Source organism: Seohaeicola sp., assembly GCF_048006315.1.
Lineage (GTDB): Bacteria > Pseudomonadota > Alphaproteobacteria > Rhodobacterales > Rhodobacteraceae > Seohaeicola.
Genome location: NZ_CP180350.1, coordinates 3,220,997 through 3,236,433 on the forward strand (window position 1 = coordinate 3,220,997; position 15,437 = coordinate 3,236,433).

Annotated in this window: 13 protein-coding genes; 10 read left to right on the forward strand and 3 right to left on the reverse strand. The window is 61.0% G+C overall.

The features are described from left to right. Positions 1–67 precede the first annotated feature (67 nt). The 3 genes from ACMUJL_RS16040 (at position 68) to ACMUJL_RS16050 (ending at position 4,645) form a co-directional block, all read left to right on the forward strand. Positions 68–1,078, forward strand: coding sequence for a TAXI family TRAP transporter solute-binding subunit (locus tag ACMUJL_RS16040; RefSeq protein WP_068293539.1), 1,011 nt, complete (start codon positions 68–70; stop codon positions 1,076–1,078). 97 nt (positions 1,079–1,175) lie between these two features. Then, positions 1,176–3,395: a TRAP transporter permease gene (locus tag ACMUJL_RS16045; RefSeq protein WP_375572505.1), complete on the forward strand. Its 2,220-nt coding sequence runs from the start codon at positions 1,176–1,178 to the stop codon at positions 3,393–3,395. Then, a complete protein-coding gene (locus tag ACMUJL_RS16050; RefSeq protein WP_068293533.1) occupies positions 3,392–4,645 on the forward strand; it encodes an NAD(P)/FAD-dependent oxidoreductase in 1,254 nt (417 codons plus the stop codon). The genes ACMUJL_RS16045 and ACMUJL_RS16050 overlap by 4 nt, the downstream gene beginning before the upstream one ends. Before the next feature lie 172 nt (positions 4,646–4,817). Here ACMUJL_RS16050 and ACMUJL_RS16055 read toward each other — a convergent pair whose 3' ends face one another. Next, a complete protein-coding gene (locus ACMUJL_RS16055; protein ID WP_375572502.1) occupies positions 4,818–5,711 on the reverse strand; it encodes a DMT family transporter in 894 nt (297 codons plus the stop codon). 435 nt (positions 5,712–6,146) lie between these two features. Continuing rightward, positions 6,147–7,031 carry an HAD-IIA family hydrolase gene (locus ACMUJL_RS16060; protein ID WP_375572500.1) on the reverse strand — a complete coding sequence of 295 codons (885 nt, stop codon included), beginning with the start codon at positions 7,029–7,031 and terminating at the stop codon, positions 6,147–6,149. A 301-nt stretch (positions 7,032–7,332) separates the two neighbouring features. Here ACMUJL_RS16060 and ACMUJL_RS16065 point away from each other — a divergent pair, with 301 nt between their 5' ends. The 7 genes from ACMUJL_RS16065 to ACMUJL_RS16095 all read left to right on the forward strand — a co-directional run bounded on the left by ACMUJL_RS16065 (position 7,333) and on the right by ACMUJL_RS16095 (position 14,708). Beyond that, entirely contained in the window at positions 7,333–8,109 is a 777-nt protein-coding gene (locus tag ACMUJL_RS16065) for a DeoR/GlpR family DNA-binding transcription regulator (protein ID WP_068293526.1), read from the forward strand. A gap of 2 nt (positions 8,110–8,111) precedes the next feature. Next, positions 8,112–9,149: an ABC transporter ATP-binding protein gene (locus ACMUJL_RS16070; protein ID WP_375572497.1), complete on the forward strand. Its 1,038-nt coding sequence runs from the start codon at positions 8,112–8,114 to the stop codon at positions 9,147–9,149. Between the two features lie 43 nt (positions 9,150–9,192). Further along, a complete protein-coding gene (locus tag ACMUJL_RS16075; protein ID WP_375573857.1) occupies positions 9,193–10,440 on the forward strand; it encodes an ABC transporter substrate-binding protein in 1,248 nt (415 codons plus the stop codon). Positions 10,441–10,503: 63 nt separating this feature from the next. Continuing rightward, on the forward strand, positions 10,504–11,397 hold the full coding sequence (locus tag ACMUJL_RS16080; RefSeq protein ID WP_375572495.1) for a carbohydrate ABC transporter permease: 894 nt from the start codon (positions 10,504–10,506) through the stop codon (positions 11,395–11,397). After that, complete coding sequence (locus ACMUJL_RS16085) at positions 11,394–12,203, forward strand: carbohydrate ABC transporter permease (protein WP_068293519.1); 810 nt, start codon at positions 11,394–11,396, stop codon at positions 12,201–12,203. Before ACMUJL_RS16080 ends, ACMUJL_RS16085 begins: the two co-directional genes overlap by 4 nt. 3 nt (positions 12,204–12,206) lie before the next feature. Continuing rightward, positions 12,207–13,004, forward strand: coding sequence for a phosphodiesterase (locus ACMUJL_RS16090; RefSeq protein WP_375572492.1), 798 nt, complete (start codon positions 12,207–12,209; stop codon positions 13,002–13,004). 45 nt (positions 13,005–13,049) lie between these two features. Beyond that, positions 13,050–14,708 (forward strand): Na/Pi cotransporter family protein, encoded by a 1,659-nt coding sequence (locus ACMUJL_RS16095; RefSeq protein ID WP_375572490.1) that lies wholly within the window; start codon positions 13,050–13,052, stop codon positions 14,706–14,708. Between the two features lie 58 nt (positions 14,709–14,766). Here ACMUJL_RS16095 and ACMUJL_RS16100 read toward each other — a convergent pair whose 3' ends face one another. Beyond that, a complete protein-coding gene (locus tag ACMUJL_RS16100; protein ID WP_375572488.1) occupies positions 14,767–15,354 on the reverse strand; it encodes a dimethylsulfonioproprionate lyase family protein in 588 nt (195 codons plus the stop codon). Positions 15,355–15,437: the final 83 nt, after the last annotated feature.

A 15,437-nucleotide genomic window follows, 5' to 3' on the forward strand; every position in this document is an offset into this window, starting at 1 on the left:
CATCGCGCGGTTATGCGGAGCAGATGGTTGCCGGACAAAAAACAGTCGCGCAACAGTGGAGAGAACGATGAAATTCTATGGAAAGATTGCCGCAGTCGCCCTGGCAGGGGCGATGATGGCCGGGGCCGTATCGGCGCAAGAGATGACCTTTTTCCGGATCGGGACCGGGGGCGCTGGCGGCACCTACTTCCCGATCGGGGGCATCATTGCAAACGCCATTTCCAACCCCCCAGGGTCAAGGCCTTGCGAAGACGGCGGCAACTGCGGCGTGCCGGGGCTGGTCGCCATGGCGCAGTCTACCAACGCCTCGGCGCATAACGTGAACGCGGTGCAGGCTGGCCAGATGGAGGCGGGTCTGACGGGGGCTGCTACGCTGCACTTCGCCTACAAGGGCACCAGCGTCTTCGAAGGCAACCAGAAACCGGATGTGCGGGTGATTGCAAACCTGTTTCCCGAGGACCTTCACCTTGTGTTGCCCAAGGGCGCCAAGCTGAACGGCCTTACCGATCTGCGCGGAAAGCGTGTCGGGATCGCGCAGGCAGGCTCGGGCACCCAGATCGCTGTCGAGCTGATCCTGGCAGCACATGGCATCACACGCGATGACATCGAAGAGGCCGAGCTGAACAACACCCAGAGCGCCGAACGCCTGGCTGACGGTCAGCTTGATGCCTATTTCTACGCGGCTGGCACACCGGTGGCCGCGATGATCCAGCTCGACAACACCAAGGGCATGGAGCTCTACAGCTGGAGCGACGAGGAATTGCGCACGGGCAACGAAGCTGTGCCCTATTACATCAAGTCCAAGATCCCGGCCGGGACCTATCCCGGCGTGGATTATGATGTGAATACGCTGGCGGTCTCGGGTATCCTGATCACGAATGCCAATCAGGATGAAGAACTGATCTATCAGATCACCAAGGCGATGTGGTCGCCAACCGCGCGCAAGCTGCTTGATGGCGGTCACCCCAAGGGCAAGGTCATCACCATTGAAACGGCCCTTGATGGTGTGGAAGGCATCGGTGTTCCGCTGCATCCTGGCGCAGAGCGCTTTTACCGCGAAGCGGGCATGCTGAAATAGGGCACCGCCCTCAAGACCGGGCCGGTGCCTTTGGTGCCGGCCCGTTCCTACGATGCGCAACCGCACGCTTACCCTTTAAAATGCCTGGAAAGTCCAAATGACACCTGAAAGCCAGCTTGACGCCAAGGCTCTGGAAGAACTTGAGAAAAAGTATGACTCGGCGCTGAATACCCGGGAAAACGGTCCGATCCTGAAGCCGTTTCTGTACTGGGCATCGATCTGCTTTGCACTTTATCACATCTGGACAGCTGGTTTTGGTACGCCGGTGGATCATGTGCATATGGGCCTGCATCTGAGCGGTCTTTTCTTTTTCATCCTGACCGGGTTTCCCCTCTTCAGAAGTGCGCAAACCATGGTTTGGACGGGGCCATCCTGGCTGCGGCCCGGCAATGTCCCGCTATATGACTGGGCGCTGATGGCCGGGGCTGTGCTTGCCGCGCTGTTTTTGTGGCTCAGTTGGCGCGGCTTTACCGGTTTCGGCCTCGAGATCCCGGAACAGACCCTGCGGCAAGGCAACCCCACAACAACGGATGTGGTTCTGGGCAGCGTCCTGATCCTGGCGGTCCTGGAAATCGCGCGCCGCACCATCGGCTTCGTGCTGCCGCTTATCATACTCGTATTCATCGGATATGCCCTGCTGGGTCCCTCCATTCCGGTGCAGATCCTGCGCCATCCGGGCGTGGACTGGAGACAGTTCGTCAACAACATGTACTTCCCATCCGAGGGTATTTTCGGCGTTACCCTTTGGGTCGTCTCGACCGTGGTTTTTCACTTCGTGTTGTTCGGCGTGGTCGCGCAGCGCATGGGCCTCGGGCAGTTCTTCGTCGACAATGCCATGATCCTTGCCGGCCGCTATACGGGAGGACCTGCCAAGGTTTCGGTCGTATCCTCTGCCTTCTTCGGCACCATTTCCGGATCGTCCATCGCAAACACGGTCTCGACAGGATCGCTCACAATCCCGAACATGAAAAAGATGGGCTATCCCGGCCACTTCGCCGCGGGGGTGGAGGCCGCATCGTCGGCGGGCGGTCAGATCACGCCGCCGATCATGGGAGCGGCAAGTTTCCTGATGGCCGAATACCTTGAGGTTCCCTACACAACCATCGTGATCGCGGCGATCGTGCCTGCACTGATGCATTATGTCGGCGTTCTGTCGATCGTGCATTTTACCGCCCGCAAGCTGGGTTTGCGCGCCTATCGCAAAGAGGACCTGCCAAACTTCGTGCGGGTTTGGCGTGAAGGCTGGTATACCGTCATTCCGCTGGTGGCACTGCTGACGGTCCTGTTCTCGGGCTATTCGCCGAACATGGCGGCCTTTCTCGGGCTATCGCTTTGCATCGTCGTGGGATTTTGTGCTTTCGACCGCCCACTGACACTTGTGGTTCCGCTTTCGCTGCTGGCTTTCATCTTCTGGAAGGCATCGCCAGCAAGCGGTGAAGGGTTTTCACCCACGCTTGCCGGTATCCTTGCCGGGCTGACCATCCTGGGTTCACTGCACCGCAACGAGCGCCAGAACTTCAGGGACCTTTTCGACAGCATGCATGTAGGGGTGCAATATGCACTGGCGGTCGGCGCCGCTTCTGCCGCGGTCGGGATCGTGGTGGGGGTCATCAATACGACCGGTGTGGGGTTCCGCATGGGTTTCATGGTGACGAATGGGGCCGCCGACATGTCTATCTGGCTTCATCCGCTGATAGGCTGGCTTCCGGGAGAGATCTTTACCCAGCCCGGATTGCAGCAGTTCCTCTCGCTGGTACTGATCGCCATGGCCTGCATTCTGATGGGGGCAGGCCTGCCGACCACTGCGCTATACATCATGTTGGTGGCCGTGGCGCAGCCGGCTCTGGCGCAGCTGGGTGTGCCTGCTCTGGCAACGCATATGTTCGTGCTCTACTATGGCGTGATCTCCGAGATTACACCGCCGGTTTGCGCTTCTGCCTATGCTGCTGCCGGGATTGCCGGGGCCAATCCGTTCCGGACCGGGCTGAACGCCTTCACGTTGGGTGTCGGCAAATTGATGGTGCCGATGGTGTTTGTCTACGCGCCCACCATGCTGATCGTCCTGCCTGAGTACTTCACGCTCACATCCTTTCTTCAGGTTTCGATCACCTGTGCACTTGGTATCTTCGCGATCGGTACCGCAGTTGCCGGCTTTTTCATGACGCCGCTCGGCGGTATGGCGCGGACTGTCATGGCGATCGGAGGTCTGTTCATGGTGGCGCCTGGAACCCCGACCGATCTGATCGCCCTGGCTGTGATGGCGCCGGTCCTGCTTCATCAGTGGAGCAGTGCGCGCAAGCAGGAGCGGCAAGGATGAAGCAGGATGCGGCAGCCATCGTTGTCGGTGGTGGAATTGTCGGCATCTGCAGCGCCCTTTCACTGGCAGAGCGTGGGGTTCCTGTTTGCCTTGTTGATCGCGATGCCCCCGGGCAAGGCGCATCGATGGGCAATGCCGGGGTCATTTCACCATTTTCAGTGGTTCCCCAATCACTGCCGGGATTGTGGAAGAACATCCCCAGCTGGCTGATCGACCCGAAAGGACCGGTTTCGGTGCGCCTGGCCTATCTGCCGCGCTTTTTGCCCTGGGCCTTGAGTTTTCTTGCAAATGGAAACGAGGCGCAGGTTCGCCGCACTTCGGCGGCGATGGATACGCTCAACCATGACAATATCCTTCTCTATCGCAAACACCTTGATGGAACGGGAGAGGAGCGATTGATCCGGGACAGCGCCTATGTCCTTGCCTATCGCGATGCTGCCAAAGCGCGGCTGGATACTTTGGAGAACGATTTGCGCAGGGCAAGCGGGGCCACAGTCGAGTACCTCAGTGCCGCCGAGTTGCATCGCCTCGAACCGGCCCTTTCCAAAGACTACAGTGCCGCGATCCTTGTTCCCGGGCAGGCGCGGGCCTTGTCGCCCGGCCGGATCGGCGCCGTTCTGGCCGCAAAGCTGCGCGATCTTGGGGGGCGGATAGTGCAGGCGGATGTAAGGGCCCTGCGCCGCGAGGGCGAGGACTGGGTCGTCGAAACCTCGATTGGCGCGATGCAGGCACCTTCCGTGGTCGTTGCCGCAGGCGCTTGGTCCAGGAAACTGCTGGAGCCGCTTGGTTTGAAGCTTCCCCTTGAATCCGAGCGTGGATATCACGCGGTTTTTCGCGATCCGGGGGTGAATCTGAACAATTCGGTCATGGATATGGATTTGAAATTCGTGGCATCCAGCATGGAAATGGGGCTGCGGGCAGCAGGCACGGCGGAATTCTCGGGGCTGGACAGGCCGCCCAATCCCAAAAGGATCGCAGCACTCACGGCCAATGCGCGACGGATGTTCCCGGACCTTCGCGCTGGTGCCGTGGAAACGTGGTCCGGTATCAGACCTTCCTTTCCTGATAGCCTGCCGGTCATCGGGCGATTGCCCGGGCTTCCCGGGTTGATCGGAGCTTTCGGGCATAGCCACTGGGGCTTCATGATGGGGCCGCGGACCGGAAATATCGTGGCCGATCTCGTGACCGGACGGTCACCGAACTGCGATCTCACTCCCTACGGCGCCGAGCGTTTCAGTAAGAACCCTTGAGAGGGCATTGTCAGAGGGCTTCAGCTTCAGCCCGCGCTGAGGCGGGCAACGGAACGACGCACAAGGGTCTTTTGAACATGGTTCGGAAGCCGCGTCTGCGGCACGGGCTTTGGTCATGCTTGCTGCAGGCCTGCGCCATGTGGCCCCATGGATCACGGCAAGACGCTGCCGTTTAGTTCAGTTGGGATTTTCTCTGCCGCACGCTCATCAGCAGCCCGACCGTCAGGATGACAAGCGCCGTGACGCTTGTCAGGCTCAGACCCTCGCCAAGAATGAGCAGTCCCAGGAGGGCTCCTCCACCCGGAACGGCGGCGAGGATGGCAGAGGTGTTTCCGTTCCCGATTGTCCGTGACGCATGGGCCACGAAGAGCAGACCGATCAGGTTGGGCACGAAACCCTGGTAGACAGCCTGGAGCAGCAGGGGGCGCAAGGGCGCTTCTGCAAGGCCGGACGGCAGCCAAAGAAGCCAGACCGGCAGATAAAGAGCCGCGTTGACGACGGTTCCGCAAAAGATGATCTGCATCGGCCGAAGCTGCCACCGCTCGGAAAGGATAAGATAAACGGAGAAAAAGACCGCACCTGTCACGAACATCAGATCGCCGACCCATGCATTCTGGATCTTTGAAACGCTCGTATCCCACGCCAGCACAACCGAAGACACAAGGATCAGCGCCGCCCCCAAAACTTGCGTCGCGCCCGGAAGTTTGCGGAAAAGAAAGATCCCGAAAACGATGCTGATCAGGGGCAGAACCCCGTTCATGAAGATGCCTCCATGAGCCGCGGGCGCATAAAGAAAGCCTGAAAATACAATGAGAATATAGACGGGCCCCAAAATGAACGAGAGCACGACGATTTGCGACAGACGCAGTCCGCGCCACGGCTTGTAGTAGATGCAGAGCGGCAGCGCCACCAGCGACGCCAAACCATAGCGCATCGCCGCCAGATCATAGACCGTCAGCCCGCTGTCATTGGCAACCCGGCTCACGATCAGCCAAAAGGACCATACCAGGACGATGGTCCATGCCGCAGCGTAGCCGGTGACTTGTGAAGGGGAGCCGGTTGGCATCTGTGCTGTGCTCGATCTGACGAAATATGAATGGCTCCGATTGTCCAGCAGTAGGAGGAGCCATGCCAAGAGGCAAGAGAGCAAAAGAAACAAGGATAGACAGGGCAAGGTTTCGGCAAAATGGCAGGGTCATGTGAGGAAAGGGCCGAGGTGTCCCATATGGCTTTGCACCCAAGCCCTTATGGATTGCGACGACGATCCCGAAGGCCAGACCGGTGCCATTGACCATGCAAGGCAGATGTCGATCTGGATTGCCGCATTTGGCAACCAGGGCGCGAGGCAAGCATTTGCCGTGCCCTCCGTTGAGGCTCGCCTCGGGCGGGCATTTTCATTGCGCCAAGCAGGACGCGGCATCTGTGTCCATTCCTGCACCGGTTCGCATCGGTCCGGCAGCACTGTCCTGCGGGGACGCTTGAACCGCGCTGGTCATCGGTTTCAGATCGTGCCAAGTCGCCAGGTCGGAAACAGCTTTGCGCGTTCGCAATAGCTTGTCGTGTCCACGCCCGCAAACAGGCCGTCACGTGTCACAAGAACGGTTTTCCACTGACGGGCCGCGGCCCCCAGGATGTCGGTGTGCAGCGTGTCGCCGCACATCGCGATGCGCTGCGGCGCCACCCCCGGCAAGGAGGCTTCGATCAGGTCATAGACACTGTCAAAGGGTTTGCCCCGGAAGCTGATGTCCGGAAGCCCAAGATCGGCAAGCAGATGGCCGTAATGGCCCGGCTCACGCGTGAACCCGCCTTCCCGCGGCGCCACGAGGTCCGCATTCGCGATGATCACCGGTCTGGGATTGTCGCGCAGCGATCTTTCCAGGATCTTCTGTTTCTCCGGGTTCCAGGTTTCCGTGGACAGGAACAGGAACGCATCCACGCGGTCATAGTCGGCGGGCGCATCCTGCAGGCGCACCGTGGCGGCGGGAATGTCCTGCAACCTGTCGGCATGTGCGGCGATGCAGCCCCAGAGGCCGGGCGCCAGATCGGCAAGCGAGGCATCTCGGCTGGTGATCACCTCGTGTTCCAGGATGTTCATGCCCAGTCTTGCGAACTTTTCGACCGCCGCCCCGTGGTCATAGCTCGCGGCGTTTGACAGGACGCGGATCGCGTGCCCCCTGTCCCGCAGCTGGTCAAGGCGCGCGGCTGCGCCGGGGATGGGAACCTCGCCCACGTTCAGGACCCCGAAAGCGTCGAAGACAAAGGCGTCAATCTCTTCGGTCACGTCCAGAAGCGACGCTATGTCAATTGTCCGATTGGTTGTCGTGGCATGGGGAAGGCGGTGCCGAATGACCTCGTAGCGATCGAATATGCTGTCGACTGTGTCCATCCTGCCGGCTGACCTTCCCGTTCCTGTCGTTGATGTCATGCCGGAATACTGCACCCGCTGTGTCGATGCAGCTTATTTTATCGCTCTGTCATGTAAATGAAATAAAAAAACGACATAACAACAATATGTCAGGTGCGAGAGTGACCAGAATCGTGGAAAATTAAGTGTTTTCAGACGATAGGCTGCGGTTTTGGGGTGTCTTGCCGTGTTTCGGCGATGAATGAGTGCGAATTCCATCTAAAAAAATGTTGTTTTGTTGTTTTTGGCTGTCTAGGCTTTGTGCAAAGCAACGGGAGGTGACATGGCGTCCAAGAAGGTCAGGCGGCACGACTTGATCCAGCAAGTCGTCCAGGAGCGGGGAGGGGTGAGCGTGGGGGCCTTGGCGGAAATGCTTGGTGTCACGACCCAGACCATCCGCCGTGACCTCGACATCCTGTGCGATGGCGAAACGCTGTGCCGGGCGCATGGGCGGATCGAACTGGCCGAGGAAAGGCTGAACACCCCCTTCGATCAGCGTGCCGGAACCAACCTTGTCGGAAAGCGCGCGATTGCCGAGGTCGCAGCGGCGCGCATTCCCAATGGCGCAACGGTGTTCATCTCGATCGGTTCGACCGCGCTCAGCGTGGCGCGCGCATTGCATCGCCGCAAGGAACTGACGGTCATCACCAACAACCTGAGCGCTGCAATGGCACTGAGCGAGGAGCTGTCCAATCGCATCATTCTGCCGGGTGGCGAAATCCGCCTGCCGGATCGCGATTTCGTCGGCGAGGAAGTTGTCGAGTTCTTCAGCCGCTACCGTGCGGAATTCGCCATCTTCGGTACCGCCGGCGTCGATCAGGACGGTGGTCTTCTGGAATTTCACCAGTCGGAGGTTCGCGCGACCGAGAGGATGCGCAGGAATGCCAAGCAGTCCATCCTTGTGATCGACCGCAGCAAGTTCGGGCGCATGGCGCCCGCCGTTGGCGGCAACCTGTCGGATATCGACCTGATCGTTTGCGACCGCCCGCCGTCTGCCCCCTATTCATCGCTTGCCGAGAGCCTCGGCTCCCGGATCGTTTTCGCCGAGGACGCGGATTGATCATGGCTACGCCTTTTGTTCATGTCGAGAATGTCGCCAAGCGATGGAACGGGCAACTGGGGGTCGAGAACGTCTCGCTGTCTATTCCGCGTGGGTCTTTCGTGGCGCTTCTGGGGCCTTCAGGGTGTGGGAAATCCACCACCCTTCGGCTTCTGTCGGGGCTCGAGCTGCCGGATGAGGGGCGGATCAGCATCGACGGGCGCGACGTGACCACAGCCGCCCCATCGGACCGCAATCTGTCGATGGTGTTTCAGTCCTATGCCCTGTTCCCGCATCTGAACGTGGCCGAAAATGTCGTCTTCGGTCTGAAGGTGCGCAGGGTTGCTACCGCCGAGCGGCGTGAAAAGCTCAAGCGCGCCCTCGAGATCACCGGGCTGCTTGGATACGAGAACCGCAAGCCGGGCGAGTTGTCGGGCGGCCAGCGCCAGCGCGTTGCCCTTGCGCGCGCGATCGTCGCGAACCAGCCGCTGTGCCTCATGGATGAGCCCCTGTCCAACCTTGATGCCAAGTTGCGGGCATCGGTGCGCAAGGACATCAAGAAGCTGCAGGTCGATCTCGGGATCACGGTTGTCTACGTCACGCATGACCAGACCGAGGCGATGAGCATGGCGGACATGGTCGTGCTGATGAAGGACGGGCATATCCAGCAGATCGGCGCGCCTGAGGATCTGTACTACCGACCGGCCAATACCTTTGTCGCCGAATTCGTCGGTTCACCGCCCATGGCGCTGATCAAGGGCGCGGCCCTGCCGGGCTTTGAAGGGGTGCCGCTGATCGGGCTCAGAGCCGAGAACGTGCATGTCGCGGCGCCCGGGCAGGGGCGGTTGAGATGTCAGGTGTCCGAATGCGAATTCCTGGGCTCGGAAACCTTCATCGGTCTTACACATCCGTCTGCGACAGGGCTGACCGTCAGCATGCCGGGGCTGAAGACCATCCCGGCGGGACAGTCGCTCGATATCGGTTTCGCTGATGAACACCTGCATTTTTTCGACGCGAGCGGCCAGAGAGCAGAAACGCGACCACCCCGTCCGGCCGAGTAGGCATGGGCGCTTCTTGTAAAACCTGGAGGACTACATGACACTGATGAACAAGCTTGCGATGAGCAGCGCCCTTGCGACCCTGCTGGCAGCACCTGTTGCCGCGGAAACCGAACTTACCATGTATTATCCCATTGCGGTTGGCGGTGCCCTTACTGAAGTTGTCGACGGGATCGTGGCAGAATTCGAGAAGGCGAACCCGGATATCAAGGTGAACGCGATCTATTCGGGCAACTATGACGATACCCGCGTGCGTGCCTTGTCGGCGTTGGCCTCGGGCGAACCGGCACAACTTGCCGTGATGTTCTCCATCGATGCCTACGATCTGATCGAACAGGATCTGGTCGTTGCGTTCGACGACATCGAAGGTGTCGATCCGGCCTGGCTTGACAGTTTCTATCCTGCGCTGATGGCAAACGGCCGCGTCGAAGGCAAGACCTGGGGCATTCCGTTCCAGCGCTCGACCATCGTGGCCTATTACAACAAGGACATGTTCCGTGCAGCCGGGCTGGACCCCGAGGCCGCACCGGCCACCTGGGACGAGATGATCTCGATGGGCAAGGCGCTGACCAAGGAGGGCACCTACGGTCTGATGATCCCCTCGACCGGATATCCCTACTGGATGTTCCAGGCCCTGGCGATCCAGAACGGCAAGGAGGTCATGTCGGATGACGGTCTGACCACCTATTTCGATGATCCTGCGGTCGTGGAAACGCTGGAGTTCTGGAAGTCGCTGTCCACAGAACATGGCATCATGCCCGAAGGCACGGTCGAATGGGGCACGCTGCGGCAGGCCTTCCTTGAAGGTCAGACAGCGATGATGTGGCATTCCACCGGCAACCTGACGGCTGTGAAGAACAACGCCAGCTTCGATTTCGGTGTGGCCGAGCTGCCGGCGAACGTGCGCCCGGGTTCCCCCACGGGCGGCGGCAACTTCTACGTGTTCAAGGACACCTCTGCCGAGGAACGCGCCGCCGCGATGAAGCTGATCGAGTTCATGACCTCGCCCGAGCAGGCGGCGGCATGGTCGATCGCCACCGGCTATATGGGGGTGTCGCCCGCCGCCTATGAAACCGAAGCTCTCAAGGCCTATACGGCTGCGTTTCCGCCGGCACTTGTGGCGCGCAACCAGCTTGAAAACGCGGTGGCGGAGTTTTCGACCTTCGAGACCGCGCGGGTGCGCGAGGGGCTGAACAACGCCATTCAGGCGGCCTTGACCGGAGCCAAGTCACCGGCCGATGCGCTGGCCGAAGCGCAGGGCGCGGCCGTGCGACTGCTGAAGGACTACCAGTAAGCATCCTGCGGGTGTCGGGCCTGTCGTCCGGCACCCGCCTTTCCATCGGCGAAAGGTCGTTTCATGGCGCATCACGTCAATATCGAACGCCGCAGGCAGGCCATATACGGCTGGCTGCTGCTGTCGCCTGCCGTGATCCTGCTGACGACCTTCGCGTTTTATCCATCGCTTGCGACGCTCTGGTCCAGCCTGTTCAGTCGCGGCACGCGCCGGCGCCCCAGCGAGTTCGTGGGCACCGAGAACTATACCGACCTGTTTGCCGACCCGACCTTCTGGAAGGTAGTCACCAACAACCTGATCTATGCCGGGGCCACGATCCCGATCTCCATCGCCATTGCGCTTGGGATGGCCCTCTGGGCGAATTCGAAAATTCCGGCGCGCGGCTTTGTCAGAACGGCCTATTTCACGCCGACGGTCCTGCCGATGATCGCTGCGGCGAACCTGTGGCTGTTCTTCTACACACCCGGACTTGGCGTGCTTGATCAGATCGGATCACTGTTCGGCCTGCCTTCGGTCAACTGGCTGGGTCAGCCTGAAACCGCGCTCTGGGCCGTCATCGTGGTGACGATCTGGAAAGAGGCGGGGTTCTTCATGATCTTCTATCTTGCCGCGCTGCAGACCATCCCTGAAGACCTGAAGGAGGCCGCCGATATCGAGGGGGCCAGCCGCTGGACCTATACCCGCCGGATCGTTTTGCCGCTGCTGATGCCCACGACGCTGTTCATCATGGTGAATGCGCTGATCAATTCGGTGAAGCTGATCGACCATCTGTTCATCCTGACCAAGGGTGGTCCGAACGACGCCTCGAAGCTGATCCTCTATTACATCTGGGAAATGGCGTTTGCCTTCTTCGATGCGCCACATGCGGCGGCCATGACGATCCTTGTGCTTGTCGTGCTTGGTGTCGTCGCGGGCATCAAGTTCACCATTCTCGACAAACGGACCCATTACCAATGAGCGCGCTTTCCCGACATATCGAGGCCTTCGGCGCGCTTCTTCTGGCGGTCATCTGGATCTCGCCTTTGCTGTTTGCCTTCTGGGCGGCGTTCCATTCGACCTCGGATGCCGTGAACTTCAACGTGACGGCCCCTTGGACGCTGGACAATTTCCGTGTCGCATGGGCGGGCGCACCTTGGTTGCAGTATTTCCTCAACACCTTTCTGCTGGTGACCGTGATCCTGATCGGCCAGTTCATCGTCACCACGCTTGCAGGGTTCGCCTTTGCCCAGGTCCGGTTTCCGGGGCGGGATTTCGTGTTCATCCTTGTGTTGATGCAGCTGTTCATCCTGCCCGAAGTGCTGATCGTCGAAAACTACGCGATGGTGTCGCGGCTTGGACTGTTCGATTCGATCCTTGGCGTGGGGATGCCCTACATGGCGTCGGCCTTCGGCATCTTCCTGATGCGGCAGGCGTTCAAGGGGGTGCCGATCGAACTGCATGAGGCCGCGCGCGTCGAGGGGTGCGGCTGGTTCGGGATCCTGTGGCGCGTCTACGTGCCCTTGGCGCGGCCGACCTATCTTGCCTATGCGCTGGTCTCGGTGTCCACGCATTGGAACAATTTCCTCTGGCCGCTGATCGTGACCAATTCGCCGGATACGCGGCCGCTGACGGTGGGGCTTTCGATCTTCGGCGCGCCTGAAAACGGGGTCGATATCTCGGTGATTTCTGCGGCCACGATGATGTCGGTGGCGCCTCTGCTGGTCGCCTTTCTGGTCTTCCAGCGCCAGTTCGTGCAGGCCTTCCTGCGTGCGGGGATCAAGTAGACCATGGCACGTTTCCTGCAGCTTTCGGATTTGCACGTGGTTGCGCCGGGCGCTCTGGCCTCGGGGCGGCTGGATACACCGGAGATGTTGCGCAAGGCGGTCGATGCGCTGTTGCTCAGGCTGCCGGCCATCGGGCCGATCGATGCGGTGATCGTGACCGGCGACATCAGCGACGATGGAACCGCTGCAAGCTATGACAGGGCGCGCGTGGAACTGGACAGGCTGGGCCTGCCGCTTCTGCCGGTGCCCGGAAATCACGACACGCGCGAGGGGTTCAGGGACTGTTTCGACGATCTGCCCTTCATTCCCGCAACGGGTCTGATCGACTGGGTGCAGGACATCGGCGATACCTGTGTCGTGGGTCTGGATACGCTGATCGAGGGGCAGGGCGGCGGGCTGTTGCGACGTGAAAGCCTTGATCTTCTGGCCGAGGCCCTGGACATGGCAGAAAACCGGCCCGTCCTGGTGGCCCTGCATCATCCGCCCCTGCGCACCGGCATCCGCTTCATGGACGCCATCGCGCTGCAAAATCCCGACGACCTGTCGCGAGGCCTTGCCCGGCGCAAGACACCCCTGCGGATTGTCGCGGGGCATGTGCACGGCGTCTTTCACGGACAATTGGGGCAGCACGCGGTCTGCACCGCACCTTCGCTGTGCAGCGCCTTTGCGCTGGACCGGCGCGAGGCGGCGCCCGTGGGGTTCATGTCGGGACCGACCGGATGCGCCGTGATCGATACCGCACCGGGCGGGACATGGGCCGCGTTGCCGCTTGATCATGGCGACGGACCCTTCGGGTTCTGACATGAGGGTGATCCGCTTTCCGACTTGTTTGCAAGACCTGGCCTGATGGACAACACGCCGATACTTTTCATCCTGAACATGGCTGCGGCGGCGGCGCTGCTCATTTGGGCGGTGCGACTGGTGCGCACCGGGTTCGAACGGGCCTTCGGGCGGCATCTGCGGCTTTGGCTGCGCCGGTCGACCGCAAACCGGCTGGCGTCGGCCACGTCGGGGGCTGCCGCCGCGATCCTGATGCAAAGCTCGACCGCGGTTGCGGTCCTGATGGCGGGCTTCGTATCGACCGGTGCCATCGGCAGCCTGTCGGGCCTTGCCATCATGCTGGGCGCCGATTTCGGCTCGGCCATCGTGGCACTGATCCTCAATTCGCGCATTGCCGCGATCACACCGCTTCTGATGCTTTCGGGCGTGCTGATCTTCCTGCGCAGTTCTGACCGCAGGTTGCGTCAGATCGGGCGTATCCTGATCGGACTGGCCCTGATCTTCATGTCGCTGGATCTGATCCGGGGTGCGAGCCTGCCGCTGACCGAAAGTCCGGGTGCGCAGGCCGCGATGCTGTATCTTGCGGGGGATGCGCTGTCGTCATTTCTGATCGCGGCGCTTTTCGCATGGCTGGTGCATTCCAGCGTGGCCGCAGTCCTGCTGTTTGCCACCCTTGCGGGGCAGGGGTTGCTGCCGGTCGAGGCGGCCCTTGCCATGGTCCTCGGGGCAAATCTTGGCGGCTCTGTGATCGCGTTCTTCCTGACCATGAAGGCCGAAGCGGCCGTGCGGCGTGTGGTCTGGTCCAATCTGCTGTTGCGCGGGGGCGGGGCGGTGATCATGCTTTTCGCGCTGACCCATCTCGCCCTGCCCATCGGGTGGCTGGGGGGCAATGCGGCGCAACAGGCGCTGCATCTGCATGTCTTGTTCAATCTTGCGCTGCTGCTGTTCTGCCTGCCGATCGTCGGGCCCCTCATGCAGGTCGCGCGGTGGCTTGTCGCCGATACCGTCAGTGTGGCTGCGGATGGCAGCAGGCGCAGCGCGCTGGATCTGGCGGTGCAGAACCAGCCCGTGCGCGCCTTTGGTTGCGCGCAACGCGAACTTGTGGAGATGGGCAACCGGATCGAGGTCATGATGCGGGACGCCATCGGTCTGTTCGACCATCATGACGACGCGGTGGTGCAACGGCTGCGGTCCGAGATGCAGAACATCGCCCGAATCTCGCTTGAGACGCGCACCTACCTGTCGCGGGTGCGCAGCAATGACCCGGACGAGGATACCGGGACACGCGCCTTCGACCTTTCCGGCATCGCCGTCAACCTCGAGGCGGGCGCGGACATGGTTGCGCGCAAGATGGTCGATCTTGCCAAGCGCAAGGATGCCGAGGGGGTTCATTTCTCGCCCGAAGGCTGGCGCGAACTGTGTGATTTTCACGACGTGGTGCTGCGCAACGTGCAACAGGGCATTTCGGTGCTCATGTCGGAAGACATCGGTCTTGCGCGGGAACTGGTGGAGCAGAAGCAGAAGGTGCGCGAGCTTGAGCAGAACCTGCAGCGACGGCATCTGAAACGCCTGCGCAAGGGCATGACCGAAACCTTCGAGACCAGCGCGATACACATCGACCTGCTGCGCGCGCTGAAAATGCTGAACACATCCTTTGCCATGATCGCCTACCCATTGCTGCAGGACAAAGGCGAGTTGCTGGAAAGCCGTCTGGCGACGTCATAGTTCGCCGCGCCATGGACGCAGGACAGGTGCGCAAGCGCCGCCTGAACATCCGGCGCCACTATCGCGCAGGCAGACCAGCATAGACGTAATCACGGGTCGAGATGTCGCCGTGCCAGGCATAGACCGACATGAAAGCCGTATCGCGGGTGCGCGAGGCATGGGGCATCATCGAAGGGTGATGGGACCGCTCGCCGGGTTTGTGCGGCGCATAAGGGGCGTCGCCCCGGATCCAGTCGACTTCGCCGGCCAGCATGACATAGATCTCTTCCGCCGGATGGGTGCGAATGCCGTATTCGGCATGGGGCATCATCCCGTAGAGACCCAGTCGAACCCGCTCGGACCGGATCAACCCGTCCGGCCCCAGCAGTTCCACATGCACCTTCGTGCGGCTGTGTTCGACATAGAGCGGCGTGCTTGAGGTTTGCGGCGGCGCCCAGTCGAACGGGATTGCCGCGATCAGGCTGCAGACCGGCAGCGCGTCGGCACGCGTCATCACATCCACGAAGGGTTGGGGCAGCGGGGTGTGCGCCACCGCGTGATTTCCGTCCAGTCGGGCCTCACGCAGCGCCGCGCGCACATGTGCCTCGATGTCCAGTGGTCCCGAAAAGACGGCTTCAAGCTCTGCGAAGAGGGGTGCGAGATACATCAGAACTCCTGCTCGCTATCGCCAGTGTCGATCCAAGCATCCGATGCAATGCCCACAAAAGCAAGGCTTGTTGATCCGTGGTG

Bases quoted from the DNA above. Each gene is read 5' to 3' on its own strand.
- ACMUJL_RS16090 (WP_375572492.1), top strand. From the start codon at position 12,207: ATGGCACGTTTCCTGCAGCTTTCGGATTTGCACGTGGTTGCGCCGGGC.
- ACMUJL_RS16050 (WP_068293533.1), top strand. From the start codon at position 3,392: ATGAAGCAGGATGCGGCAGCCATCGTTGTCGGTGGTGGAATTGTCGGC.
- ACMUJL_RS16085 (WP_068293519.1), top strand. From the start codon at position 11,394: ATGAGCGCGCTTTCCCGACATATCGAGGCCTTCGGCGCGCTTCTTCTG.
- ACMUJL_RS16075 (WP_375573857.1), top strand. From the start codon at position 9,193: ATGAACAAGCTTGCGATGAGCAGCGCCCTTGCGACCCTGCTGGCAGCA.
- ACMUJL_RS16040 (WP_068293539.1), top strand. From the start codon at position 68: ATGAAATTCTATGGAAAGATTGCCGCAGTCGCCCTGGCAGGGGCGATG.
- ACMUJL_RS16065 (WP_068293526.1), top strand. From the start codon at position 7,333: ATGGCGTCCAAGAAGGTCAGGCGGCACGACTTGATCCAGCAAGTCGTC.
- ACMUJL_RS16055 (WP_375572502.1), bottom strand. From the start codon at position 5,711: ATGCCAACCGGCTCCCCTTCACAAGTCACCGGCTACGCTGCGGCATGG.
- ACMUJL_RS16095 (WP_375572490.1), top strand. From the start codon at position 13,050: ATGGACAACACGCCGATACTTTTCATCCTGAACATGGCTGCGGCGGCG.
- ACMUJL_RS16080 (WP_375572495.1), top strand. From the start codon at position 10,504: ATGGCGCATCACGTCAATATCGAACGCCGCAGGCAGGCCATATACGGC.
- ACMUJL_RS16045 (WP_375572505.1), top strand. From the start codon at position 1,176: ATGACACCTGAAAGCCAGCTTGACGCCAAGGCTCTGGAAGAACTTGAG.
- ACMUJL_RS16070 (WP_375572497.1), top strand. From the start codon at position 8,112: ATGGCTACGCCTTTTGTTCATGTCGAGAATGTCGCCAAGCGATGGAAC.
- ACMUJL_RS16100 (WP_375572488.1), bottom strand. From the start codon at position 15,354: ATGTATCTCGCACCCCTCTTCGCAGAGCTTGAAGCCGTCTTTTCGGGA.
- ACMUJL_RS16060 (WP_375572500.1), bottom strand. From the start codon at position 7,031: ATGGACACAGTCGACAGCATATTCGATCGCTACGAGGTCATTCGGCAC.